General features: G+C 72.4%; 22 protein-coding genes, 1 tRNA gene and 2 pseudogenes. 9 read left to right on the top strand and 16 right to left on the bottom strand.

The genetic code is table 11. The features are described 5' to 3' along the window. Positions 1–61: 61 nt before the first annotated feature. A complete protein-coding gene (locus AB0M18_RS28245; protein ID WP_365762820.1) occupies positions 62–1249 on the top strand; it encodes an FAD-dependent oxidoreductase in 1188 nt (395 codons plus the stop codon). 55 nt (positions 1250–1304) lie between these two features. Next, complete coding sequence (locus tag AB0M18_RS28240; protein WP_365762818.1) at positions 1305–2309, top strand: zinc-binding dehydrogenase; 1005 nt, start codon at positions 1305–1307, stop codon at positions 2307–2309. A 180-nt stretch (positions 2310–2489) separates the two neighbouring features. Here AB0M18_RS28240 and AB0M18_RS28235 read toward each other — a convergent pair whose 3' ends face one another. From AB0M18_RS28235 to AB0M18_RS28225, 3 genes are read right to left on the bottom strand one after another with little or no spacing between them, the layout of a single operon-like run. After that, on the bottom strand, positions 2490–2825 hold the full coding sequence (locus AB0M18_RS28235; protein WP_365762816.1) for a hypothetical protein: 336 nt from the start codon (positions 2823–2825) through the stop codon (positions 2490–2492). A 9-nt stretch (positions 2826–2834) separates the two neighbouring features. Further along, entirely contained in the window at positions 2835–3350 is a 516-nt protein-coding gene (locus tag AB0M18_RS28230; RefSeq protein WP_365762814.1) for a GNAT family N-acetyltransferase, read from the bottom strand. A gap of 19 nt (positions 3351–3369) precedes the next feature. Continuing rightward, on the bottom strand, positions 3370–4299 hold the full coding sequence (locus AB0M18_RS28225; protein WP_365762812.1) for an aminoglycoside phosphotransferase family protein: 930 nt from the start codon (positions 4297–4299) through the stop codon (positions 3370–3372). A 76-nt stretch (positions 4300–4375) separates the two neighbouring features. Between AB0M18_RS28225 and AB0M18_RS28220 the strand changes: the two genes are divergently transcribed. Beyond that, positions 4376–5785, top strand: coding sequence for an FAD-dependent oxidoreductase (locus AB0M18_RS28220; protein WP_365762810.1), 1410 nt, complete (start codon positions 4376–4378; stop codon positions 5783–5785). 21 nt (positions 5786–5806) lie between these two features. Here the strand turns inward: AB0M18_RS28220 and AB0M18_RS28215 are convergent, their stop codons facing one another. The 3 genes from AB0M18_RS28215 to AB0M18_RS28205 all read right to left on the bottom strand — a co-directional run bounded on the left by AB0M18_RS28215 (position 5807) and on the right by AB0M18_RS28205 (position 8105). Next, a complete protein-coding gene (locus AB0M18_RS28215; protein ID WP_365762808.1) occupies positions 5807–6226 on the bottom strand; it encodes a hypothetical protein in 420 nt (139 codons plus the stop codon). Further along, positions 6223–7947: a right-handed parallel beta-helix repeat-containing protein gene (locus AB0M18_RS28210; RefSeq protein ID WP_365762806.1), complete on the bottom strand. Its 1725-nt coding sequence runs from the start codon at positions 7945–7947 to the stop codon at positions 6223–6225. Before AB0M18_RS28210 ends, AB0M18_RS28215 begins: the two co-directional genes overlap by 4 nt. Before the next feature lie 84 nt (positions 7948–8031). Further along, positions 8032–8105: transfer RNA gene (locus AB0M18_RS28205), tRNA-Thr, on the bottom strand. Between the two features lie 182 nt (positions 8106–8287). On the opposite strand from AB0M18_RS28205, the gene ugpC reads away from it, so the two are divergent. The 3 genes from ugpC (at position 8288) to AB0M18_RS28190 (ending at position 10820) form a co-directional block, all read left to right on the top strand. Then, on the top strand, positions 8288–9385 hold the full coding sequence (gene ugpC / locus AB0M18_RS28200; protein ID WP_365762804.1) for a sn-glycerol-3-phosphate ABC transporter ATP-binding protein UgpC: 1098 nt from the start codon (positions 8288–8290) through the stop codon (positions 9383–9385). Positions 9386–9662: 277 nt separating this feature from the next. After that, positions 9663–10076 carry a hypothetical protein gene (locus AB0M18_RS28195; protein WP_365762802.1) on the top strand — a complete coding sequence of 138 codons (414 nt, stop codon included), beginning with the start codon at positions 9663–9665 and terminating at the stop codon, positions 10074–10076. Positions 10077–10106: 30 nt separating this feature from the next. Then, a complete protein-coding gene (locus tag AB0M18_RS28190) occupies positions 10107–10820 on the top strand; it encodes a nucleotidyltransferase family protein (RefSeq protein ID WP_365762800.1) in 714 nt (237 codons plus the stop codon). Between the two features lie 90 nt (positions 10821–10910). Here AB0M18_RS28190 and AB0M18_RS28185 read toward each other — a convergent pair whose 3' ends face one another. The 6 genes from AB0M18_RS28185 to AB0M18_RS28160 form a co-directional block, all read right to left on the bottom strand. Further along, positions 10911–12488: a DoxX family membrane protein gene (locus tag AB0M18_RS28185; protein WP_365762798.1), complete on the bottom strand. Its 1578-nt coding sequence runs from the start codon at positions 12486–12488 to the stop codon at positions 10911–10913. A 180-nt stretch (positions 12489–12668) separates the two neighbouring features. Then, entirely contained in the window at positions 12669–13625 is a 957-nt protein-coding gene (gene rlmB, locus AB0M18_RS28180) for a 23S rRNA (guanosine(2251)-2'-O)-methyltransferase RlmB (protein WP_365762796.1), read from the bottom strand. Positions 13626–13718: 93 nt separating this feature from the next. Continuing rightward, positions 13719–15119 carry a cysteine--tRNA ligase gene (gene cysS / locus AB0M18_RS28175; RefSeq protein ID WP_365762794.1) on the bottom strand — a complete coding sequence of 467 codons (1401 nt, stop codon included), beginning with the start codon at positions 15117–15119 and terminating at the stop codon, positions 13719–13721. A 99-nt stretch (positions 15120–15218) separates the two neighbouring features. Then, positions 15219–15734, bottom strand: coding sequence for a 2-C-methyl-D-erythritol 2,4-cyclodiphosphate synthase (gene ispF / locus AB0M18_RS28170; RefSeq protein ID WP_365762792.1), 516 nt, complete (start codon positions 15732–15734; stop codon positions 15219–15221). After that, positions 15724–16473, bottom strand: a complete 750-nt coding sequence (gene ispD / locus AB0M18_RS28165) for a 2-C-methyl-D-erythritol 4-phosphate cytidylyltransferase (RefSeq protein ID WP_365762790.1) — start codon at positions 16471–16473, stop codon at positions 15724–15726. The genes ispF and ispD overlap by 11 nt, the downstream gene beginning before the upstream one ends. Before the next feature lie 330 nt (positions 16474–16803). After that, entirely contained in the window at positions 16804–17286 is a 483-nt protein-coding gene (locus AB0M18_RS28160) for a CarD family transcriptional regulator (RefSeq protein WP_003953493.1), read from the bottom strand. A 697-nt stretch (positions 17287–17983) separates the two neighbouring features. Here AB0M18_RS28160 and AB0M18_RS28155 point away from each other — a divergent pair. Continuing rightward, positions 17984–18643: a DUF461 domain-containing protein gene (locus AB0M18_RS28155; protein ID WP_365762787.1), complete on the top strand. Its 660-nt coding sequence runs from the start codon at positions 17984–17986 to the stop codon at positions 18641–18643. 79 nt (positions 18644–18722) lie between these two features. On the opposite strand, the pseudogene AB0M18_RS28150 reads toward AB0M18_RS28155, so the two are convergent. From AB0M18_RS28150 to AB0M18_RS28140, 3 genes and pseudogenes are all read right to left on the bottom strand, one after another. After that, positions 18723–18794: pseudogene (locus AB0M18_RS28150) on the bottom strand (DNA-binding response regulator); the annotation flags it as partial. 53 nt (positions 18795–18847) lie between these two features. After that, on the bottom strand, positions 18848–19528 hold the full coding sequence (locus tag AB0M18_RS28145) for a response regulator transcription factor (protein ID WP_362522980.1): 681 nt from the start codon (positions 19526–19528) through the stop codon (positions 18848–18850). Continuing rightward, positions 19525–20814 carry an ATP-binding protein gene (locus AB0M18_RS28140; protein WP_365762785.1) on the bottom strand — a complete coding sequence of 430 codons (1290 nt, stop codon included), beginning with the start codon at positions 20812–20814 and terminating at the stop codon, positions 19525–19527. Before AB0M18_RS28140 ends, AB0M18_RS28145 begins: the two co-directional genes overlap by 4 nt. Before the next feature lie 327 nt (positions 20815–21141). Here AB0M18_RS28140 and phoU point away from each other — a divergent pair, with 327 nt between their 5' ends. Continuing rightward, complete coding sequence (gene phoU / locus AB0M18_RS28135) at positions 21142–21822, top strand: phosphate signaling complex protein PhoU (RefSeq protein WP_365762783.1); 681 nt, start codon at positions 21142–21144, stop codon at positions 21820–21822. A 123-nt stretch (positions 21823–21945) separates the two neighbouring features. After that, the gene (locus AB0M18_RS28130; protein ID WP_365762781.1) at positions 21946–22104 is read left to right on the top strand and encodes a hypothetical protein; all 159 of its coding nucleotides are present in this window, start codon (positions 21946–21948) and stop codon (positions 22102–22104) included. A gap of 67 nt (positions 22105–22171) precedes the next feature. On the opposite strand, the pseudogene AB0M18_RS28125 reads toward AB0M18_RS28130, so the two are convergent. Next, positions 22172–22348: pseudogene (locus AB0M18_RS28125) on the bottom strand (N-acetyltransferase); the annotation flags it as partial. Positions 22349–22350 lie beyond the last annotated feature (2 nt).

The following is a 22350-nucleotide window of genomic DNA, read 5'->3' as shown; positions in this document are numbered from 1 at the left end:
GTCACGGACCGGGTCCCGCCGCTCGTCCCATGCGTGAAACCCATCGGAGGGAGCCATGGACATGCGGAAGATCACGATCATCGGCGGCGGCTTCGCCGGACTCACCGCGGCCGTCACCGCCGCCGAGGCGGGCGCCCGGGTCACCCTGTACGAGGCCCACCACACGCTCGGCGGGCGCGCCCGCACCGCCGAGGGCCCGTACCTGACCAACGAGGGCCCGCACGCGATCTACAACGGCGGCCCGCACTGGACCTGGCTGCACCAGCGCGGCCTGCTCGGCGAGCTCGCGCCGCTCCCGCTGCGGGAGGCCGCCAAGCTGCGCTTCCACCACCGCGGCGCGCTGCGCCGGGTCCCGCCGCTCGGGATGCTGCGCCAGACCCTCCGTACGGGCGAACAGGCGCCCGTCGACGTCGACTTCCGGACCTGGGCGACCCGGCTCGCCGGCCCGGAGGCGGCCCGCGCCGCCGCCGCGTACAGCGGGGTGGCGCTCTACCACCACGACCCGGGCGCGCTGTCCGCCCGCTTCGTGCAGGAACGGCTGCACCGGGCCGCCGCGCTCCCGCCCGAGGCCCACTTCGTCAAGGGCGGCTGGGGCCGGCTGATCGAGCGGATGGCGGCGCGCGCCCGGCAGACGGGGGTACGGATCGAGACCTCGGCCCGGATCGGCTCGCTCGGCGACCTGCCGCGCGACGCCGGCCCGGTGGTCGTCGCGACCGCGCTGCCCGCCGCCGCCCGGCTGCTCGGCGACCCGTCGCTGACCTGGGAGTCGGGCCGCACCGTGCTGTTCGACCTGGCGCTGCGTTCGCGGAAGGGCGACCCGTTCGCGATCTCGGACCTGGACGCGCCGGGCTGGGTGGAACGGTTCACCACCCAGGACCCGGGCCTCGCGCCGGCCGGCCAGGAGCTGATCCAGGCGCAGCTGCCGATCGCCCCGGACGAGTCGAAGGCGGACGGCGTCGCGCACGCGGAGCGGCTGCTGGACCTGGGCTTCGCGGGCTGGCGCGAGCGCGCGGTGTGGCGTCGGGAGGCCGTGAGCAACGGACGTACGGGCGCGGTGGACCGCCCCGGCACGACCTGGCGGGACCGGCCGGCGGTGGACCGGGGCGACGGCGTGTACCTGGCGGGCGACCAGGTGGCGGCGCCGGGCGTGCTCGCGGAGGTGTCGTTCACGAGCGCGGTGGAGGCGGTGTCGCTGGCGATGCGGGCGGAGCACCTCCGCACCGAACCCCTTGACCTCAAGTCCGCTTGAGGTCGGAGGCTGGCCCTGTTCGGGAAGACATCCGTCGATCACCGGGGAGCCCACCATGCACGCCATCCGCCTCCACGCCTTCGGCCCGGCCGAGAACCTGACGTACGAGGAGGTCCCGGACCCGGTCCCGGGCCCCGGCCAGGTCCGCGTCAAGGTCACGGCGGCCGGGGTGCACCTGCTCGACACGGCCCTGCGCGAGGGCGGCACCGGCCCCTTCCCGGCCCCCGCCGCCCTGCCCACCGTCCCCGGCCGCGAGGTCGCCGGCACCGTGGACGCACTCGGCGAGGGCACCGACCCGGCATGGCTGGGCCGACGGGTCGTGGCGCACCTCGGCATGGCGCCGGGAGGCTACGCGGAGCTCGCCGTCACCGACGCCGCCCGGCTGCACGCGCTGCCCGACCACCTCGGGGACGCCGAGGCGGTCGCGATGATCGGCACGGGCCGCACGACGCTGGGAATCCTGCGGTTCACGGAGCTCGGCCCGGACTCGGTGGCGGTCGTCCCGGCCGCGGCGGGCGGCATCGGCACGCTGCTCGTGCAGTACGCGAAGAACGCGGGCGCGGTCGTCGTCGGCCTGGCCGGCGGCCCCGAGAAGGTGGCCCGGGTCCGCGCGAACGGCGCGGACCTGGCGGTCGACTACACGGCGCCGGACTGGCCGGCCGAGGTCCGCACGTACCTCGGCTCCCTGGGCAGGCAGGCGACCGTGGTCTTCGACTCGGTGGGCGGCGAGACCGGGCGGGCGGCCGTGGACCTGCTCGGGAAGGGCGGGCAGCACCTCGTCTTCGGCTGGTCCGGCGCCGGCCTGCACGACGGCGAACCGCTCACCTTCACCCCCGAGGAGCTCGCCGCCCGCGGCATCACCTCGGAGTCCGTCCTCGGCCCCGTCATGCTCCAGAAGGCGGGCGGCGACATCCGCACCCTCGAACTCGCCGCCCTGGCCGCGGCGACGGACGGCACCCTGCGCCCGGCGGTCCACCGCTTCCCCCTCGCGGAGGCGGCGCGGGCCCACCGGGCGCTGGAGACGCGGGGCACGATCGGCAAGGTGGTCCTGGTCCCGTAGCCGGCCGTGAGACGGCTAGGGCCTGTCCGGCGGATCAGGGTCGGACAGGCCGCGGCGTCTGGTGCGGTGAATGGCAAGGCGCCGGAATGTCTCGATAGCGGAGCTATCGGGATGTTTCGGCAACGCGGCCAGGTGCCGTGCCAGGCGTCGCGGCCCCGGCCATGATCCGCCGGACAGGCCCTAGATCCCGAGGACGTCCCAGGAGTGGCCCTTGAACTCCTTCAGGAAGTCCGGGTGGTCCTCCCACATCCGGGCGATGGAACGCAGCACGTCCCAGTTGTGCTCCAGGGCCTGGTCCACCACCTGCCGCAGCTCCGGCGCCGACGCCCGCTGCTCCAGCAGCCCGTTCACCGCGGACGCGGCCTGCACGGTGTACCGGAGCGCGCGCAGGGCACGTGAGGTGTCGTCCATGCCGAAGCCGTGGTCGCTGCCGTTCTCGGGGTCGAAGAGGGGGGTGAGCCGCGCCTCGACGAAGCCGGTGATGCGCTCGAACCGCTGCTGAATGTCCTTGTCCATGCCCCCTTCCTACACTCCCCGGGCCGACGCCCCCGATCCCGCTCCCGATCCCGCTCCCGAACCCAGCGTCTTCAGCGCCCCGTCCGTGAGCCGGTAGACCGTCCACTCGTCCTGCGGGCGGGCGCCCAGGGACTCGTAGAAGTCGATGGAGGGCTTGTTCCAGTTCAGGACGGACCACTCCAGGCGCTCGTAGCCCCGCTCCACACAGATGCGGGCCAGTTCGGCGAGGAGGGCCTTGCCGTGGCCGCCGCCGCGGAGGTCGGGGCGGACGTAGAGGTCTTCGAGGTAGATGCCGTGGACACCGCGCCAGGTGGAGAAGTTGAGGAACCAGAGCGCGAAGCCGGCGATCTCGCCGGTGTCGGTCTCCGCGATGTGGGCGAAGGCGGCCGGGCGGTCGCCGAAGAGGGCCTCGTGGAGCTGGTCGGGGGTGGCGCGGGCCTCGTCGAGGGCCTTCTCGTACTCCGCGAGGTCGCGGACCATGCGGTGGATGTGGGGGACGTCGGCAGGCGTGGCGGTACGGATCATGAGCTCAGGGTGCACCCCGTCAGGGGTGCCTGGCCAGCAGGTTCCGGGCGATGGACACCTGGTCGGGGCCGAGGGACACCGCGCCCTCCTCCACCTCCCACAGGCCGTTCTGCAGCACCCGTCCGAGGGTCCACGCCCGGGCCCGCGCCCGGTCCAGGCCGAGCCGCTCCGTGAGCAGGTCGAAGCGCCACCGGGTCTCCGCCGGGTCCGGGTCCCACCGGTTGACCAGGGCCGGGAGCAGCTCGAAGCCGGGGTCGCCGGCGAGGGGCTTGGGGTCGATGGCCAGCCACGGTTCGCGCTGGGCGGCCAGGACGTTGTCGTAGTGCAGGTCCCAGTGCAGCAGCCGGTCGCCGGGCTCGCCCATGACCTCCCGTACCGCCGCCGCGCAGTCCCGGAGCAGCGCCGCCTCGCCCGGGTCCGCGAGCCGGGCCGTCGCGGCGGGCGTACGGTCCACCATCCGTGCCGCCACGTCGCCCAGCCGCCGAAGGCCGGGCGGCGCGGGCACCGCGACGAGCCGGGCCAGCAGGTCCGCCAGGATCGCCACCGCCTCCCGCACGTCCGTCATCTGCGACAAGTGCCGCCCCCCTCCCCCAGAGCCTCCGGCCTGGGAGGTGCCCCCAGCCTGTTCGAGCAGCATCGTGCCCGTCCCCGGGTCATGCTCCAGGAGCCGTACGGCCCCGTCCCCGGCCCACGCTCGCAGCGCGACCGGCTCCCCCTCCGTCTCCTCGTCGAGCAGCTGGAGCTTCAGCACGGCCGGGACGCCGTCCCGCGCCACCATCACGGGCAGCACGAGCGACGCCACCCCGTGCATCGACGGCCCGGTCACCCGCAGCCCCCACCGCTCCAGGAACTCCTCCGCCCGCGCGGGCAGCGCGGCGATGAAGGCCCGCCCCGCCTCGCCGTTGTACTTCGCCTGCGACGCCGCCAGTTCCGCCGGGATCTCGATCACCCACCGACCCTAGAGCCTGGATCGCCCGCGCCGCCCCCGGGTAACCTCCGCGCACGGACCCGGAAGAGGGATACACATGAGCACGACCAGCCAGCAGCTCAGCACGGTGAACGGCGGAATTTCCTTCTGGTACGCGCAGGAGGGCGCCCCCGCGCCCCGCGAACCGCTGCCCGGCGACACGACCGCCGACGTCTGCATCGTCGGCGGCGGCTACACCGGCCTGTGGACCGCCTACTACCTCAAGAAGGCCGTCCCCTTCCTCAACATCACCGTCCTGGAGGCCGCCTTCTGCGGTTACGGCGCCTCCGGCCGCAACGGGGGCTGGCTCTACAACGGCATCGCCGGCCGCGACCGCTACGCCAAGGAGCACGGCCACGAGGCCGCCGTACGCCTCCAGCGCGCCATGAACGACACCGTCACCGAGGTCGTCGACGTCTGCGCCGCCGAGGGCATCGACGCCGACATCCACCGCGGCGGCGTCCTGGAGGTCGCCACCTCCCCCGCCCAACTCGCCCGCCTCAAGGACTTCCACTCCGCCGAGATCGCCTTCGGCGAGAAGGAACGCGAACTCTACGGAGCCCGCGGGACCGCCGAACGCATCCGCGTCACCGGCGCCGTCGGCTCCTCCTGGACCCCGCACGGCGCCCGCCTCCACCCGGTCAAACTGGTCAAGGGCCTGGCCGCCGCCGTCGAGGCGCTCGGCGTCACCATCCACGAGTCCACCCCGGTGACCGAGATCCGCCCCAAGCACGCCGTCACCCCGTACGGCACGGTCCGCGCCCCGTACGTACTGCGCTGCACCGAGGGCTTCACCGCCTCCCTCGCCGGCCAGCGCCGCACCTGGCTCCCCATGAACTCCTCCATGATCGCCACCGAGCCGCTGACCGACGCCCAGTGGGAGTCGATCGGCTGGGACGGGCTGGAGACCCTCGGCGACATGGCGCACGCCTACATGTACGCCCAGCGCACCGCCGACGGCCGCATCGCGCTCGGCGGCCGGGGCGTCCCGTACCGCTACGGCTCGAAGACCGACAACGACGGCCGCACCCAGCCGCAGACCGTCGAGGCCCTGCGCGAGATCCTGATCCGCTTCTTCCCGCAGCTCGCGGGCGTACGAGTGGCCCACGCCTGGTCCGGCGTCCTCGGCGTGCCCCGCGACTGGTGCGCCACCGTCACCCTCGACCGCTCCACCGGCCTGGGCTGGGCCGGCGGCTACGTCGGCTCCGGCGTCGCCACCACCAACCTCGCCGCCCGCACCCTGCGCGACCTCATCAAGGAGGACTCCGGCCAGGGCGGCCCCACCGACCTGACGGCGCTGCCCTGGGTCGACCACCGGGTGCGCAAGTGGGAGCCGGAGCCGCTGCGCTGGCTCGGCGTGCAGACCATGTACGCGGCCTTCCGCGCCGCCGACCGCCGCGAGACCGCCGCCCGCAGCGCCGCCACCGACCGCATCGCGGTCATCGCCAACCGCCTCAGCGGCCGGTGACGACCCGCTCGGACACGGGGCTCACATCCCGCTCAGGCTCGCGATCGCGTCCTGCGCCCACTGCTGCGACCCGGCCGTCGCCCCTGCCGCCACCCCGGTGGCGACCGGCGCGAGCGCGCCCCGCAGCAGGGTGAGGGCGCGGCGCAGCCGCCCCGGCTCGGGCTCGGCGGTCCCGCTGATGGTGTCGAGGACCTCGTTGGCCGCCGCCTCGGTGTCCTCGCGCTCCGTCTCGCCGAGCCCCTGCTCGGGCAGTCGCGCCAGCAACTCCCGTACGAGCTCGGCGAGTTCCGTGTGCTCGGGGGCGACCTCCGCGGCCGCGGTGTAGTTGATCTGGTTCTGGGTCACCTGCTCGTTGCCCACGGCGATCTGGCCGGTCACGTTCCCGTGGATGTGAAGTCCCGACGTCTGGTTCGCCGTGGCGTCGTGCCGGGGATCGCTCATGCGGGAGCTCCGTCCTCGTCGGTCTGCTGCCGGGTGATGTACTGGTTCATCTCGACCCGTTCATTGCCCACGGCGACCTGACCGGTCACGTTCCCGTGGATCGTCACCCTGTTGTTGATGTAGGTGACGTGCGCGGGCGGCTTCTGGTTCGCCTTCTCATCCCATTCCCTCACCGGCAGCGAGGTCTCCAGCGACGCGAGCGACACCAGCCCGTTGTGCCACACCCCCACCCCACGCGTACCGGACACCGTGCACCTCACGAACCTCCCCCCGGCCTTGCCCGTGAAGCACGCACCGATGTCCGCGCAGTCGGCGAACTCGCTGTCGGAGACGTCCAGGACGGCCTGATCGTGGACGGAGAGGCCGATCGACCCCGAGCCCCTCACCCTGAGCCGCTCGGCGACCAGGCGCCCCTTCCCGAGCGCCGCCGCCCCGGCCGAGTCCACGTCACGCACGCCGCAGTCCGCGACGAACAACTGCGCCTGCTCGGCGACGGCGAAGCCCACCATGCCACGCTCGGCGGTGACCTGACGCAACGTCACCCTGGACTGCCCGAGCGCCTCCACCGCCGACAGGGAGAAGTCCTCGAACACCCCGCCCTCCACCTCGGCGGTCGTGCCCGCGTCACCCCGCGTCTCCAGATGCGTCGGGCAGCGCTCCACCCGCACGTCCTGGAAGACGGCCTTCCCGCCCTCGTACGCCCGCAGCGCGACGCTCGTCAGATCCGCCACCCGGACCCCGGTGAAACGGCCCCGGGACCCGGTGTCCTGGACGACGACGCCGACATTGCCCCGCACCACCCGCAGGCCGCGCACCTCCGGGGCGCCGCCCCCGAGCACGAACACGCCGATGTTGCCGGCCTCGGCGACCTCGCACTCCTCGAACCGGCCGCGCCCCGCCCGTACGTTGATCCCGGTGTCCCGGCAGCCGGTGAAGACACCGCCGCGCACCACCGGATCGGAGCCGTCCGCGACCGCGATGCCGTGCTCGGAGTCCGTGACCCGCACCCGGTCCACGGTGCCGCGGGACTGCTGGATGTACCCGATGCCCTCCGCGCCCGCGTCGGCGACCGTGCAGTCGGCCACCGCGAGCCAGGCCTGCGTGTCCGCGAACAACGCCGCCCGGCCCGTCCCGGAGAACCCGCAGCCGACCACCTCGGCCTGCGCACCGCTGACCCGCACCCCATGGAACCGGGCCCCCGCGAACCGGCTGTCCCGCACCGTCACCCGCGCACCCTCGATCGCGGCCAGCGCGTTGTCGGCGGCGTCCCGTAGCTCACACCGCTCCACGACACCGCTCGCCCCGGCGAACAGCACCCGCCCCTGCCGCACCACGGAGTCCCGCAACGTCACCGCCGTGCCATGCACCGCGTGCACCGCGACACCCTGGTACGCCCGGATCTCGCCCTGCTCCACGGTCAGGGTCCCCGCCCCGCACCGCACCACATCGGCGTCCCGCCCCTCGATGACGAGACCCCGCACCCGCACCACCCCGCCGGCCTCCAGCACGGTGCCGCGCGGCGCGCTCACCACCACCGACCCGGGCTCGCCCCGTGCCACCAGCTCGACCTCACCCCGCACGACGAGCGGCCCCGCGTAATGCCCGGGCTCGATCTCGATCCGCGCCGCCCGCCCCCGCCGCCCCGCCTCGGCCACCGCGGACGCGATGTCCCCGTACGCCCGCCGCCCGCCCCGCGGCGAAACGACAAACCTGACAGCCATCCGCACCTCCCCCGGTGCTCCCACAGGACGAAGGCCCCGCCGCCCGCACGGACGACAGGGCCTCGGACCTGCTGCTGTTTCGAGAGCCCCCTGTCGGGTTCGAACCGACGACCCCCGCTTTACAAGAGCGGTGCTCTGGCCAGCTGAGCTAAGGAGGCAGCGAGTGCAGTGTAACGAACACCCGCCCGCCGACGGTCGGAAATCTCACGTACCCCGGAGTGCTGACAGATCGGGCATCGCCAGGTAGCGTCACGTGCAGTTCACCCAGATGGCCTAGACCTCAATCCTTCCTTTACTCGGATCGTCCGGCACGTTCCTGCCGGTGAAGGGACACATCACCATGGCTTCCGTCACCTACGACAAGGCGACCCTGGTCTACCCCGGCGCCGAAAAGCCCTCCGTCAACGAGCTGGAGATCGAGATCGCCGACGGCGAGTTCCTCGTTCTCGTCGGCCCCTCCGGCTGTGGCAAGTCGACCTCGCTGCGCATGCTGGCCGGTCTGGAGGACGTCACCGACGGCGCCATCCGGATCGGTGACCGTGACGTCACGCACCTGCCGCCGAAGGACCGGGACATCGCCATGGTGTTCCAGAACTACGCGCTGTACCCGCACATGACCGTCGCCGACAACATGGGCTTCGCCCTCAAGATCGCCGGCGTGAACAAGAGCGAGATCCGCACGAAGGTCGAGGAGGCGGCGAAGATCCTCGACCTCACCGAGTACCTGGACCGCAAGCCGAAGGCGCTCTCCGGCGGTCAGCGCCAGCGTGTCGCCATGGGCCGCGCCATCGTGCGTGAGCCGCAGGTCTTCCTCATGGACGAGCCGCTGTCGAACCTCGACGCCAAGCTCCGCGTCTCGACCCGTACGCAGATCGCGAGCCTGCAGCGCCGGCTCGGCATCACCACCGTGTACGTGACGCACGACCAGACCGAGGCCCTCACCATGGGCGACCGGGTCGCCGTCCTCAAGGACGGTCTGCTCCAGCAGGTCGACACCCCGCGCAACATGTACGACAGGCCTGCCAACCTCTTCGTCGCCGGCTTCATCGGCTCCCCGGCCATGAACCTGATCGAGGTCCCGATCACCGACGGCGGCGTGAAGTTCGGCGAGAGCATCGTCCCGGTGTCCCGCGAGGCCATCGCCGCCGCGGCCGCCAAGGGCGACCGCACCGTCACCGTCGGCGTGCGCCCCGAGCACTTCGACGTGCAGAGCGCCACCGGCAAGGACGGCCTCGCCGTGACCGTGAACGTGGTCGAGGAGCTCGGCTCCGACGGCTTCGTCTACGGCTCCACCCGCGTCGGCGGCGAGGACAAGGACGTCGTGGTCCGCGTCGGCGGCCGCGAGGTCCCGGCCAAGGGCTCCACCCTCCAGGTCGTCCCGCGCCCGGCCGAGCTGCACGTCTTCTCGACCTCGACCGGCGAGCGACTCTCCGACTGACGCCCCGCCCGCAGGCGCCCCGCCCCCAGGGGCCCTGCACCCCCAGGTGCCCTGCACCAGGCCGCTCCTCACGGCCCCGTTCCCGCTTGCGGGTGCGGGGCCGTTGGCGTACAGGAGGCATGAAACCCGAAGTCGGCGAAAACCCCGGCAGAACTGGGCAATCGGGCGCCGGCCCCCACCTCCGCGTCAACACGGGATTCGAAAAGGCGCCTCGAACCATCCCCCGCGAGAGTGACTAAATGTCGCCATGTCATTACCGGCCGCTACGCTCACCTGCGTGACGCACACTGCCCGCCGTATCGGCCGATCTCTCGCCCTCGTCCTGCCCGTCGTCCTGGTGCTCTCCGGAACGCTCGCGGTGTCCGCCGTTCCGTGGGTCGGCCAGGGCTCCGGGACCCAGATGCTGACCGCGTCCTCCACGGACGTCTCCACCCGGGCCAAGTCCCGTGCCCCGCAGGACGTTCTCCGCGACAAGCTCCTCGCCGAGCTCCAGGAGAAGGACCCCGCGGTCGCCCTGACCCACCTGCAGCGCGAGGTGGAGAACCGCCCGTCGCTCGCCAAGCACTGCATGTCCATCGCCCGCTCGCTCGGCACCGCCGCCGTCCAGCGCTACGGCCCGACCAAGGCCCAGACCTTCTCCCGCCCGGTCTGCGACACTTCCTTCGCCTACGGCGTCATGCACGCGAGCTGATCGGGGCCCGGGCCGCATATCGTTCCCGGTATGAACTCCTCCCCGACGCAGGCCGTGGTCCTGGCGGGCGGCCAGGGCTCGCGGCTCCGCCCGTACACCGACGACCGCCCCAAGCCGATGGTCGAGATCCCGGGCACCGGGACCCCGATCATCGGCCATCAGCTGTCCTGGCTCGCCGCCGAGGGAGTCACCGACGCCGTCGTCTCCTGCGGCCATCTCGCCGAGGTGCTCCAGGAGTGGCTGGAGACCGCCGACCTGCCGCTGAAGGTGACCACGGTCGTCGAGTCCGAGCCGCTGGGCCGCGGCGGCGGCCTCAAGTACGCCGCCGCGCATCTGCCCGAGCCGGACCGGCCCTGGTACGCCACCAACGGCGACATCTGGACCCGCTTCTCGCTGCGCGAGATGGCCGAGTTCCACGCCGAGCGCGACGCCACCGCGACCCTCGCCCTGGCCCGTCCGCGCATCCCCTGGGGCGCCGTCGAGACCGACGCCTTCGGGCACATCACCGACTTCATCGAGGCGCCGCCGTCCCCGTACCTCATCAACGCCGGCGTGTACGTCTTCTCCCCCGCCTTCACCGGCCTCCTGCCGGACCGTGGCGACCACGAGCGCACCACCTTCCCCCGTCTGGCCCGTGAGCGGCGCCTGGCGGGCTTCCCGCTGCCCCAGGGGGCGTACTGGCGGGCCATCGACACCGCGAAGGACCTCACCGAGGCGGCCAGGGAGCTCGCCGCGCAGGCCTGAGCCCGCGGCTTTCCCGCCGTACGACGAAGCCGGTACGACGAAGAGGGGCGGCACCACGTGTTCGTGGTGCCGCCCCTCTCGTCCGCTCCGTCAGCCCAGCAGGCCGCCGATCGGGTTCCGCGCCCCGCCCGAGGTCGAGCCGCCGTCCGACGTGCCGCCGGTGGTGCTGCCGCTCGTCGGGGTGCCGCTGGTGCCGCCCGAGGTGGAGTCCGAGGTCGACGAGCTCGGCGAGCTCGTACGCGTCTGGCTCGGGCTCCGGGTGCTCGTCGAGGCGCTCGGGGTGCGCTCCTGGGTGCGCGTGGTCTCACGCGCCGACTCCGAGGGCGTGGCCTCCTTCGTCGGCTCCTTCGTGCCGCTCGCCCCGCTCGTCGCCGTGGGGCGCGGGCTCTTGGGGGCCTTGCGGGACGGGCTGCTCGTGCCCGGCTCCGCCGGCAGCGGCTCGCCGGGCAGGTGGTTGACCGGGTCCTCGTTCGGCCCGGGCACGGTGACCATGGTCGTGGAGCGGACCGCGCCGCCCAGCATCGAGCCGATGAGCAGGGTGAGACCGACGACGACGGCCGCGACGATCGTGCCGCGGCGCAGCACCCGGCGGCGCAGCTCCCACAGCTCGGAGCGCGGGCCGAGGGTGCGCCAGGCCTCGCCGGCGAGGCGGCCGTCGACCGAGTAGACGGGGGCGCCGGCGATGATCAGCGGCGACCAGGCGGCCAGGTAGATGATGTCGGCGGAGTCGTAGACCGGGACGGTCTTCCAGCTGACGGTGAGCAGGAGGGCGGCGGAGAGCAGGCCGCCGACCACGGCGGCGACACGCTGCCACAGGCCGAGGACGGTGAGGACGCCGACGACGACCTGGAGGAAGGCGACGGTGAGGCCGGCGCCGACGGGGTGCTGGAGCGCGAAGTCGCGGAGCGGCTCGGCCAGTGCCCACGGGTGCAGGGAGTTCAGCCACTTGACCATGGAGCCGCGCTCGCCGCCGTCGAAGTAGACGGGGTCGCAGAGCTTGCCCATGCCCGCGTAGATGGAGATGAAGCCGAGGAAGACGCGGAGCGGGAGGAGGACCACTCCGAGGTTCATCCGGCGGCCGGGGTAGTAGGCGTGCCGGACGCCCGCCGCGGCAGCGGCTGATGTCCACGCGGGGCCGTGCCGGTGGGCGCCGCGGGCGTCCGGGTCGGCGCCCTGGTCCCCGTACCCGTCGGGCCCGATCTCGTACACCTCGTCGTACGCCCCCTCCGCGCGCCGCATCGGCGGCAGCAGCGGGGCGGCGGGCGCCGGGGGGACCACCGGGGTGGGCATCGTGTCGTCGATGCGCGGGATGGTCTGGGTGGTCGGCTCCAGGGTGGAGACGCCGCCCGGCCGGCCGGGGCCGGAGGTGTCGCGGACGGCCTGCAGCAGCCCGGTCGCGCCGGGGGCGGCCTTGCCGCTCCAGACGACGGGCCGGCGACGGCCCGCGCCCGCGGCGCCACCCGCGGCGACACCGGTCATCCCGGCGGCTCCGGCGAGCGCGGCGATACGGGGGTTCGCGGCGAACTTCGGCTGGCCGGCCGGCGCGAGCCGCACACGGAAGCTGGCGTGGTTCACGATCACCTGGGCGGGATCGGAATCCACCTTGACCATGCTCAGCGGGGGCTGATCGTCGAACCCCGGCCGGGGCGTTCTGGTGTCCACACTCATCTAACCGAGTGACGCGCGGTTAGGACACTGCCTTGACGGCCCCGAAATGTCCGAGGCCCGTCAAGATCACGGCCGGGGTGATTAACCCTTTCGGGTCAGCTCCTCTTGGGGGGTACGGGTACGAGTACAGGTACGGGTACGAGTACAGGTACGGGTACGAGTACAGGTACGCCTGCGGGCTCAGCCCATACGGCGGCGCGCCGCCTCGTACAGCACCACGCCCGCGGCCACACCCGCGTTCAGCGACTCGGCGCCGCCCGGCATCGGGATGCGCACGAGGAAGTCGCAGGTCTCGCCGACGAGCCGGGACAGGCCCTTGCCCTCGGAGCCGACCACGATGACGACCGGGCCGGACAGCGCGTCCAGCTCGTGCACCTCGGTGTCGCCGTCCGCGGACAGGCCGACGACCGTGAGGCCGGCCTTCTGGTACTGCTCCAGGCAGCGGGTCAGGTTGGTGGCGCGGGCCACGGGCGTGCGGGCTGCGGTGCCGGCGGAGGTCTTCCAGGCGCCCGCGGTCATGCCGGCCGCGCGCCGCTCGGGCACGACCACGCCGTGGCCGCCGAACGCGGAGACGGAGCGGACGACGGCGCCGAGGTTGCGCGGGTCGGTGACGCCGTCGAGGGCCACGATCAGCGGGTCCTCGTGGTCGTCGTAGGCCGCCTCGGCCAGGTCCTCGGGGTGCGCGTACTCGTACGGCGGGACCTGGAGGACGAGGCCCTGGTGGTTCAGGCCGTTGGTCATCCGGTCCAGCTCGGGGCGCGGCGCCTCCATGATGTTGATGTTGCCGCGGCCGGTGGCGAGGTTCAGGGCCTCGCGCACGCGCTCGTCGTTGTCGATGAACTGCTGCACGTAGAGCGTGGTGGCGGGCACGCCGTCGCGCAGCGCCTCGAAGACCGGGTTGCGGCCGACGACCATCTCGGACTGGCCCTTGCCGCCACGGCGGGCGACGGGCTTGCGCTTGGCCGCGTTCCGGGCCATCGCGTTGGAGACGCGGTACGCCTTGTGGCCCTTGCGGTTCTCGGCCTTGGGCGTCGGACCCTTGCCTTCGAGGCCCTTGCGCCGCTGGCCACCGCTGCCGACCGTCGCGCCCTTCTTGTTGGACGTGCGACGTCCCCTGCGCTGGCTGTTCCCGGCCATGACTGCTACCTGTTCCTCGGTTTGCGTGCGTAAGTCTGTGTCTGTAAGTGAAGTGTGCCGCCCGGAGCCCCGGACGGCACACTCTCCTCGGTGCTAGCGGCCGGTGACCGACCAGCGCGGGCCGTCCGGGCTGTCCTCGATGGCCAGGCCGGACCTGTTCAGCTGGTCGCGGATCGCGTCCGCGGTCGCCCAGTCCTTGCGCGCCCGCGCCGCCTCGCGCTGGTCGAGCACGAGCCGTACGAGGGTGTCGACGACGCCGTGCAGCTCCTCGCCGCGGTCGGACTCGTCGGCCCAGTGCGGGTCGAGCGGGTCCAGGCCGAGGACGCCGAGCATGGCGCGTACCTCGGCGAGGCGGGCGATCGCCTCGTCCTTGTCGTCGGCGGCAAGCGCGCTGTTGCCCTGCCGGACGGTGGTGTGGATGATCGCGAGCGCGTGCGGCACGCCCAGGTCGTCGTCCATGGCCTCGGCGAAGGCCGGCGGCACCTCGGCGGCGGGGGCGACGGGCGCTCCGGCCTTCTCGGTGGCGCGCTGCACGAAGCCCTCGATGCGGCCGAACGCGGCCTCGGCCTCGCGCAGCGACTCCTCGCTGTACTCGATCATCGAGCGGTAGTGCGGGGTGCCCAGGTAGTAGCGCAGGACGATCGGGCGCCAGTTCTTCACCATCTCGGAGACGAGGACGCTGTTGCCCAGCGACTTCGACATCTTCTCGCCGCTCATGGTGACCCAGGCGTTGTGCACCCAGTAGTGCGCGAACTCGTCGCCGAAGGCCTTGGCCTGGGCGATCTCGTTCTCGTGGTGCGGGAAGATCAGGTCGAGGCCGCCGCCGTGGATGTCGAAGGCGGAGCCCAGGTACTTGTGGGCCATCGCCGAGCACTCCAGGTGCCAGCCGGGACGGCCGCGGCCCCACGGGGTCTCCCAGTCGGGCTCGCCCGGCTTGGTGGCCTTCCACATGGCGAAGTCGCGCGGGTCGCGCTTGCCGGTGATGCCCTCCTCGGCGGGCTGGCGCAGGTCGTCGATGTCCTGGTTCGACAGCTCCAGGTAACCCGGGAAGGAGCGCACGTCGAAGTAGACGCTGCCGTCGGCCTCGTAGGCGTGGCCGCGCTCGATGAGGCCGCGCATCATCTCGACCATCTCGGTGACGTGGCCGGTGGCGCGCGGCTCGTAGGTGGGCGGCAGGCAGCCGAGGGCCTTGTAGCCGTCGTTGAACGCGCGCTCGTTCTCGTAGCCGATGGACCACCACGGGCGGCCCTGCTCGGCGCCCTTGGTGATGATCTTGTCGTCGATGTCGGTGACGTTGCGGACGAACGTGACGTCGTAGCCGCGGTACTCGAACCAGCGGCGCATGATGTCGAAGTTCAGGCCCGAGCGGATGTGCCCGATGTGCGGGGCGGCCTGCACGGTCGCGCCACACAGGTAGATCGAGACGCAGCCCGGCTTGATCGGGGTGAAGTCACGGATCTGCCGGGCGCTGGTGTCGTACAGGCGAATAGTCACCCCCCCAGGGTAGTGGGCGGGGGGCAGTGCCCCGCGACCCCTTAGGGGACCGCGGGTCACGTTTTTCCTCGGACGGGTACCGCGGAGGGGGTACGGGGATCAGCGCACCGGGTACACGAGCGCGGTCGCGAGCGCGGCCAGGCCCTCGGCGCGGCCGGTGAGGCCGAGGCCGTCGGTGGTGGTGCCGGAGACGGAGACGGGCGCGCCGGCCGCCTCGCCCAGCGCCTTCTGGGCCTCGTCGCGGCGCTTGCCGATCTTGGGGCGGACGCCGACGACCTGGACGGCGATGTTGCCGATCTCGTAGCCCTCGGCGCGGACGATCCGGGCGGCCTCGGCGAGCAGGGTGACGCCGGAGGCGCCGGACCACTCGGGGCGGGAGGTGCCGAAGTGGGCGCCGAGGTCGCCGATGCCGGCGGCGGAGAAGAGCGCGTCGCAGGCGGCGTGGGCGGCGACGTCACCGTCGGAGTGCCCGGCGAGCCCGTACCCGTCGCTGTCGGGGCCTTCCCAGAGGAGGCCCGCGCACCACAGCTCGCGGCCCTTCTCGAAGGCGTGGACGTCGGTGCCGATGCCGGTCCGGGGGAGGACCGGGGGCGTCAGGGGCTGGTCAGAAGCCATCGTTGGCCCTCCTGCGGGCGAGTACGGCCTCGGCGAGGACGAGGTCGAGGGGGCGGGTCACCTTGAAGGCCTCTTCGTGGCCGGGCACGACCACCACGGGCGCGCCGAGCTTCTCGACCATGCCGGCGTCGTCGGTGGCGCCGTCGCCGATGAGGGCGACGGTGGCGTGGGCGTTGACCAGGGTCTCCCGGTCGAACCCCTGCGGGGTCTGTACGGCGCGGAGGCGGGCGCGCACCGGGGTGGCGACGACCTGCTCGGGGTCGCCCGGGCGCTCGGCCGGCTCGACCTCCTTGACGGTGTCGGCGACGGGCAGCGCCGGGACGACGGCGACGGCCCCGTCCCGTACCGCCTCGATGACCGCGTCGACGGTGTCGACCGGCACCAGCGGGCGCGCGGCGTCGTGGACGAGGACGACGGTGAAGTCGTCGGGCACGGCCTTGAGGCCGAGGTGGACGGACTCCTGGCGGGTCTCGCCGCCGGGGACGACCACGTAGTCGGTGCGGTCGGGCAGGGCGTGGGCGTCGAGGAGGTTCTTCACCTCGGCGGCGCCGTCGGACGGCGCGACCACGACGACGAGGGAGACGGCGCGGGAGGCGGCCATCGCCCGGACGGCGTGGATGAGCATGGGGGTGCCGTTCAGCGCGCGCAGCGCCTTGGGGGCGCCCGGGCCGAGGCGCACGCCCCGGCCGGCCGCGGGAATCACCACGGCGGTGCGAGGAGGACGCGCTTGGTCTGTCATCGGTTGCACTCCGGCAGGTTTGTTTCCGAGGGCGTCGTGGGTATGGCGTCAGCGGGCTTGCTGCGACGCCTCGACCGGGCCCTTCCGTGACGACGGTCGGGGCGTCGCCATGCGAGAGCCGCTGGGGATGGGTTGTCGGTCGTCGGTCGGTCGGTCGGGAGAGAAAGAGAAGAACAGGGATATGAACATGCCGCAGTGCCCGGCGACGGCACTGTGGAATCGATGGGATTCACAGCGCGCCGACGGGCACCGCGGCATTGATGCTGCGCTTGCTGGGCATGGCGGGTGGTGCGCCAGGCGTCAAGCTGCTTCAGGCGACAGGAGCCGGCGTCAGGACGCGAGCACCTCGTCGAGGAGCGCCTCGGCCTTGTCCTCGTTGGTGTTCTCCGCGAGGGCCAGCTCGCTCACCAGGATCTGACGAGCCTTGGCGAGCATGCGCTTCTCACCGGCGGAGAGACCGCGCTCGCGCTCACGACGCCACAGGTCGCGCACCACTTCGGCGACCTTGATGACGTCGCCGGAGGCGAGCTTCTCCAGGTTTGCCTTGTAGCGACGGGACCAGTTCGTCGGCTCTTCGGCGTACGGCGCACGCAGCACCTCGAAGACCCGGTCCAGCCCGTCCTGACCGACCACGTCGCGAACACCGACGAACTCCGCATTGTCCGCCGGCACACGAACCGTCAGGTCGCCCTGCGCGACCTTGAGCACCAAGTAGGTCTTGTCCACGCCTTTGATCTGGCGAGTTTCGATGGCCTCGATCAGCGCGGCCCCGTGATGGGGATAGACCACGGTGTCGCCAACCTTGAACGTCATGTGACAGGTACCCCTTCCGTGGCTATCCAGGGTAACACGGATACGGCTTCTTCTGAATGGCGTTTTCGCAGGTCAGGGCATATCTCGGGGCTTGACAAGTGTGTCGCCCGCATGCTGCGGCGGCCTTCCGGAAGGCGGTATTCGCAGGTCGGAGCGGCTGCATCGACGCAGCGAAACGTCCACGTCACAGACTTCGGAGGGGGCCGGGAGGAGGGGTGATGTCCCGGTTTGCCGGGTTGGATGTGGCCCGCTTCACGTACTCCGTTCGAGGATCGGCCACCCGTACGGACGGATTCCCGAATTGATCAACGGCGGTTTCTCGAATGTCGCCGACTCCTCGTCGATGGCGTAATGCGCGGCCGGCGGCCGAATTGATCACGACACTTATGTGAACGACGCACCAATGCGTCGTGTTCCGGCCATGACGGCGAGTTCTCGACGTGGGGCGAGGGCGGGGGCGCGGGCGGGGCGGGAGAGGGGGCGAGCGGGGGGCGGCGGACCGGCCTCGGGGTGCCGGTCGGGGCGGCGGTCGGGGCAGCGGCGGGGCGTCGGGGGGACGTCGGGGGGACGCACCTGTACGTAGGGGGCGGGTCGGGTGCGGGACGGAGAGTGCGGCTCGGTAACCTAAGCGCGCTGACACACCTTTAGCCGTTCCTGTTCCTAAGCCTGTCCGTACGTCCTAGGAGTTGCCGCCGCCGTGAGCCGCAGCCTTCGACGCGGCGCCCTCGCCGCCACCGCCGTCGTGATCTCGATCGCCGCCCTGTCCGCCTGTGGTGCGGGCAACGACGCACAGACGCTCGGCGTGAAGCCGGACAACGTCGCCGTCACGGTGGACGACGTCAAGATCCAGAACGCGCTCGTGATCACCCAGCCCGACCCGGGCGTGGTGGGCCCGGCGGTCGTCTCCGCCACCGTCTTCAACAACGGCCAGACCCGCCAGACCATCGACTCGATCACCCTGCCGGGCGCCGTCGGCACCGTGAAGCTCAAGGCGGCCGAGGGCGACGGCCCGATCGTCGTCCCCGCCGGCGGCTCCGTCGTCATCGGCGGCAAGGGCAACGCGTCCGCCGTGATCGAGGGCGGCCTGCGCGAGGCCAAGAACGGCGACTCGCAGGCGGTCGTCTTCAAGCTGAGCCAGACCGGCGACGTGGCGCTCCGCGCCCTCGTCGTCCCGGCGTACAGCTACTTCAAGGAGTACGGTCCGTCCGAGCTCCCGAAGGCCCCGGCCACCACCCCGACCGCGAGCGCCACCGCCACGGCCACCCCGACCGGCACGGCGACCCCCACGGGCGAGGCCACGCCGACCGGCGAAGCCACCCCGACGGGCGAGGCGAGCCACGCGGCCGCCGGCCACTGAGTCGTACGACGCACATACGTAAGGGGCGCCCCCTCCGAGGAGGGGGCGCCCCTTACGTATGCCGACCTACGGGTTCGCTCTACGGCTCGAACTTGTAACCGAGGCCCCGCACCGTCACCAGATACCGCGGCGCACCCGGATCGGGCTCAAGCCCCTGCCCGCACTGCGCCGGTCTCCGCCCGGCGGTCGTGGGCCGGGTTCGCTCTACGGCTCGAACTTGTAGCCCAAGCCCCGCACCGTCACCAGATACCGCGGCGCACCCGGGTCCGGCTCGATCTTGGCGCGGAGGCGCTTCACGTGGACGTCGAGGGTCTTCGTGTCGCCGACGTAGTCCGCGCCCCAGACGCGGTCGATGAGCTGCATACGGGTGAGGACGCGGCCCGCGTTGCGGAGCAGCATCTCCAGGAGGTCGAACTCCTTCAGCGGCAGGTCGACCTTGCCGCCCGCGACGGTGACCACGTGGCGGTCGACGTCCATGCGGACCGGGCCGGCCTCAAGGGCGGCGGGGGTGACCTCCTCCGGCTCGCCGCGGCGGCGCAGCACCGCGCGGATGCGGGCGACCAGCTCCCGCGAGGAGAAGGGCTTCGTCACGTAGTCGTCGGCTCCTATTTCCAGGCCGACGACCTTGTCGATCTCGCTGTCCTTCGCGGTCACCATGATGACCGGGACGTTGGAGCGGCTGCGCAGCTGGCGGCACACCTCCGTACCGGGCAGACCCGGCAGCATCAGGTCGAGGAGGACGAGATCCGCTCCGTTGCGCTCGAACTCGTCGAGGCCGTCGGGCCCGGTCGCCGCGACGGCGACCTCGAAGCCCTCCTTGCGGAGCATGTACGACAGGGCGTCGCTGAAGGATTCCTCATCCTCGACGACAAGCACACGGGTCACGGAAGGACCTCCGGGGCGGGGAGTGGTTCGGTCATGAGATCGGGGGTGGGGGAGGTGGAGGCGGCACCGTGGCCGGAGCCGAACCCGCCGCCGCCTTCGGCGTCGGGCCCGTCCTCGTCGGATCGGCGGTTCCGCGCGGCGCCCGCCTCGGGGAGCCGCAGGGTGAAGGTCGAGCCCTGGCCCTCGGTGCTCCACACGGTGACCTCGCCACCGTGGGAGGCGGCCACGTGCTTGACGATGGCCAGGCCGAGTCCCGTACCGCCGGTGGCACGGGAGCGGGCCGGGTCGACCCGGTAGAAGCGTTCGAAGATCCGCTCGCGGTCCTTCTCCGAGATGCCGATGCCCTGGTCGGTCACCGCTATCTCGATCAGGTCGCCCCCGGGCGCCGCCACCCGGCGGGCGGCGATGCCCACCCGGGTGCGGGCCGGCGAGTAGTTGACGGCGTTCTCCACGAGGTTGCCGAGGGCGGCGGCGAGCTGCCCCCGGCTGCCCCAGACGGACAGGTCGGCCGTGCCACCTGAGGCCATGGTGATCTGCTTGGTGGACGCGGTGTGGCGGGAACGGTCGATCGCCTCGGCGACCAGCTCGTCCACCCGCACCGGCTCGGAGTCCTCCAGCGGGTCGTCGTTCTGCACCCGCGAGAGGTCGATGAGCTCCTGCACGAGGTTGGTGAGACGGGTGGCCTCGATCTGCATCCGGCCCGCGAAGCGGGTGACCGCCTCGGGGTCGTCCGAGGCGTCCATGACCGCCTCGGAGAGCAGGGAGAGCGCGCCGGTCGGGGTCTTCAGCTCGTGGCTCACGTTCGCCACGAAGTCGCGCCGCACCGCTTCGATGCGCCGCGCCTCCGTCAGGTCCTCGACGAGCAGGAGCACGAGCCGGGACCCCAGCGGGGCGACCCGGGCGGAGACGGCGAGGGCCTCGCCGCGTCCGGTGCCGCGCCGTGGCAGGTCCAGCTCGACCTGCCGTATCTCCCCGTCCCTGCGGGTGTCGCGGGCCATGTTGAGCATGGGCTCCACGGCCAGCTTCCCGCCGCGGACCAGGCCGAGCGCGTACGCCGCCGAGCTGGCCTTGACCACCGAGTCGCTCTCGTCGAGGACGACCGCGGAGGAGCGCAGCACGGACAGCACGGTGTCGACGCCGGGCGGCAGCACGGCGTCGGTGTGCAGGGTGGTACGGGTGGGTCGCGCCTGGTCGCGCTCGCTCCAGCGGAATGCCAGCATGGCGATCACGCCGGTGCACACCCCGGCGATCGCGGCCAATGCGGCGACCGCCGCGTTCACGTCCATGCCATCCAGGTTATGCGGGACGAATGACACTCTCCCAGCCGTCCGAGTGGCTGCTCGAACAGTCGTCGCCCAGAGTTCACCGAGGGGACGGGCCGGGTTCATTTGCCCTGATCGGGACTGCGGCGTCCGTTGCCCAGAGTTCACCTGGGTGACAGGGGTGATTCACGCAAGGGGCTGGTGCTCGACGCGTAGGGGGCCGACCGTGTGAGATGCGATGCGCGGAGTCGCATCCGCACAGGCCGACAGGCCTACAGGCTTACAGACGTACCGGCGTACAGGCGCACAGCAGAGGCGTGTACAGCAGAGGCGTAACAGAGAGGGACATCGATGCGGGACGCGTACCACGAGGAACTTGACTCGATCGGCGAGGGCCTGGTCGAGATGGCCCGCCTGGTCGGGTCCGCGATCGGGCGCGCCACCACGGCCATGCTGGACGCCGACCTGAAGCTCGCGGAGAGCGTCATCGCCGCGGACCAGAAGGTCGACGACCTCCAGCACGACCTGGAGGCGCGGGCGATCGCGCTGCTCGCCCGGCAGCAGCCGGTGGCGACGGACCTGCGGATCGTGGTGACCTCGCTGCGGATGAGCGCCGACCTGGAGCGCTCGGGCGACCTCGCCCAGCACGTGGCCAAGCTGACCCGGCTGCGTTTCCCGGACCGGGCCGTGCCGAACGACCTGCACGCGACGATCCTGGAGATGGGTCAGCTGGCGCAGCGCCTGATGGCGAAGGCCGCCGAGGTGATCATCACCAAGGACGTCGACCTGGCGATGCAGCTGGAGCAGGACGACGACGAGATGGACCTGCTGCACCGCACGCTCTTCCAGCACCTGATGGACGACCGCTGGAAGCACGGCATCGAGACCGCCGTGGACGTGACGCTGCTCGGCCGCTACTACGAGCGGTTCGCCGACCACGCGGTGTCGGTGGCCAAGCGCGTGGTGTACCTGGTGACGGGCGAGCACGCGGACGAACTGCAGCAGTCGGACGTGCCGGTCGAGGGCGCGTAAGGCGCGGCGGGGCGCGTGGGGGGTTCGGGGCCAGGCGGTCGCACATCAGTGCGCCGTTGATGCGCCCTGAGCGGTGGGCATGCAATGGGGGGAGGCGAGGTACGCCTCTCAGGGAGGGACCCCATGGCCGACACCGCTCCGATCACCGACCCCCCGCAGGAGCCGCTGGCCCCGCGCGGCGCCGAGTTCCTGCCCGTCCTCGGCGCCTGCGGCTGTGGCTCCGGCTGCGGCTGCGGCTGCCAGTCCGGCGGGCCGTGCCAGTGCGGGGGCTGCTCCTCGTAGGACTCGGGTGTGGGGCCTGCCGCGCGGCGGGCCCCGTGCCCCTGTACGAGGTCGCTGTACGAGGTCGCTATACGAGGTCGAGTACGCCGACGGCCTGGTCGCCGGCCAGTTCGCCGGTCTCGCGAAAGCCGAGCCGGCGGTAGAAGTCGCCGGGCCCGTGCTCGGCGCCGATGTTCAGCCGCCACAGACCGCCGCGCCGGTCGGCCGGGGCCCCCTCGGCGTTCCACCGGATGTCGACGAAGGCGC

The organism is Streptomyces sp. NPDC051909 (assembly GCF_040681095.1).
Lineage (GTDB): Bacteria > Actinomycetota > Actinomycetes > Streptomycetales > Streptomycetaceae > Streptomyces.
Note: the sequence above shows the minus strand (reverse complement) of the source record. Positions and strands in the feature narration are given on the sequence as shown.

What these genes read in the sequence shown, in the direction of transcription:
- AB0M18_RS28185 (WP_365762798.1), bottom strand. Translation starts at nt 12,488, where the DNA reads ATGAGTGTGGACACCAGAACGCCCCGGCCGGGGTTCGACGATCAGCCC.
- AB0M18_RS28140 (WP_365762785.1), bottom strand. Translation starts at nt 20,814, where the DNA reads ATGGACGTGAACGCGGCGGTCGCCGCATTGGCCGCGATCGCCGGGGTG.
- AB0M18_RS28190 (WP_365762800.1), top strand. Translation starts at nt 10,107, where the DNA reads ATGAACTCCTCCCCGACGCAGGCCGTGGTCCTGGCGGGCGGCCAGGGC.
- ispD (WP_365762790.1), bottom strand. Translation starts at nt 16,473, where the DNA reads ATGACAGACCAAGCGCGTCCTCCTCGCACCGCCGTGGTGATTCCCGCG.
- AB0M18_RS28210 (WP_365762806.1), bottom strand. Translation starts at nt 7,947, where the DNA reads ATGGCTGTCAGGTTTGTCGTTTCGCCGCGGGGCGGGCGGCGGGCGTAC.
- AB0M18_RS28220 (WP_365762810.1), top strand. Translation starts at nt 4,376, where the DNA reads ATGAGCACGACCAGCCAGCAGCTCAGCACGGTGAACGGCGGAATTTCC.
- AB0M18_RS28130 (WP_365762781.1), top strand. Translation starts at nt 21,946, where the DNA reads ATGGCCGACACCGCTCCGATCACCGACCCCCCGCAGGAGCCGCTGGCC.
- ugpC (WP_365762804.1), top strand. Translation starts at nt 8,288, where the DNA reads ATGGCTTCCGTCACCTACGACAAGGCGACCCTGGTCTACCCCGGCGCC.
- AB0M18_RS28240 (WP_365762818.1), top strand. Translation starts at nt 1,305, where the DNA reads ATGCACGCCATCCGCCTCCACGCCTTCGGCCCGGCCGAGAACCTGACG.
- phoU (WP_365762783.1), top strand. Translation starts at nt 21,142, where the DNA reads ATGCGGGACGCGTACCACGAGGAACTTGACTCGATCGGCGAGGGCCTG.
- AB0M18_RS28230 (WP_365762814.1), bottom strand. Translation starts at nt 3,350, where the DNA reads ATGATCCGTACCGCCACGCCTGCCGACGTCCCCCACATCCACCGCATG.
- AB0M18_RS28215 (WP_365762808.1), bottom strand. Translation starts at nt 6,226, where the DNA reads ATGAGCGATCCCCGGCACGACGCCACGGCGAACCAGACGTCGGGACTT.
- AB0M18_RS28235 (WP_365762816.1), bottom strand. Translation starts at nt 2,825, where the DNA reads ATGGACAAGGACATTCAGCAGCGGTTCGAGCGCATCACCGGCTTCGTC.
- ispF (WP_365762792.1), bottom strand. Translation starts at nt 15,734, where the DNA reads ATGGCTTCTGACCAGCCCCTGACGCCCCCGGTCCTCCCCCGGACCGGC.
- rlmB (WP_365762796.1), bottom strand. Translation starts at nt 13,625, where the DNA reads ATGGCCGGGAACAGCCAGCGCAGGGGACGTCGCACGTCCAACAAGAAG.
- AB0M18_RS28160 (WP_003953493.1), bottom strand. Translation starts at nt 17,286, where the DNA reads ATGACGTTCAAGGTTGGCGACACCGTGGTCTATCCCCATCACGGGGCC.
- AB0M18_RS28245 (WP_365762820.1), top strand. Translation starts at nt 62, where the DNA reads ATGCGGAAGATCACGATCATCGGCGGCGGCTTCGCCGGACTCACCGCG.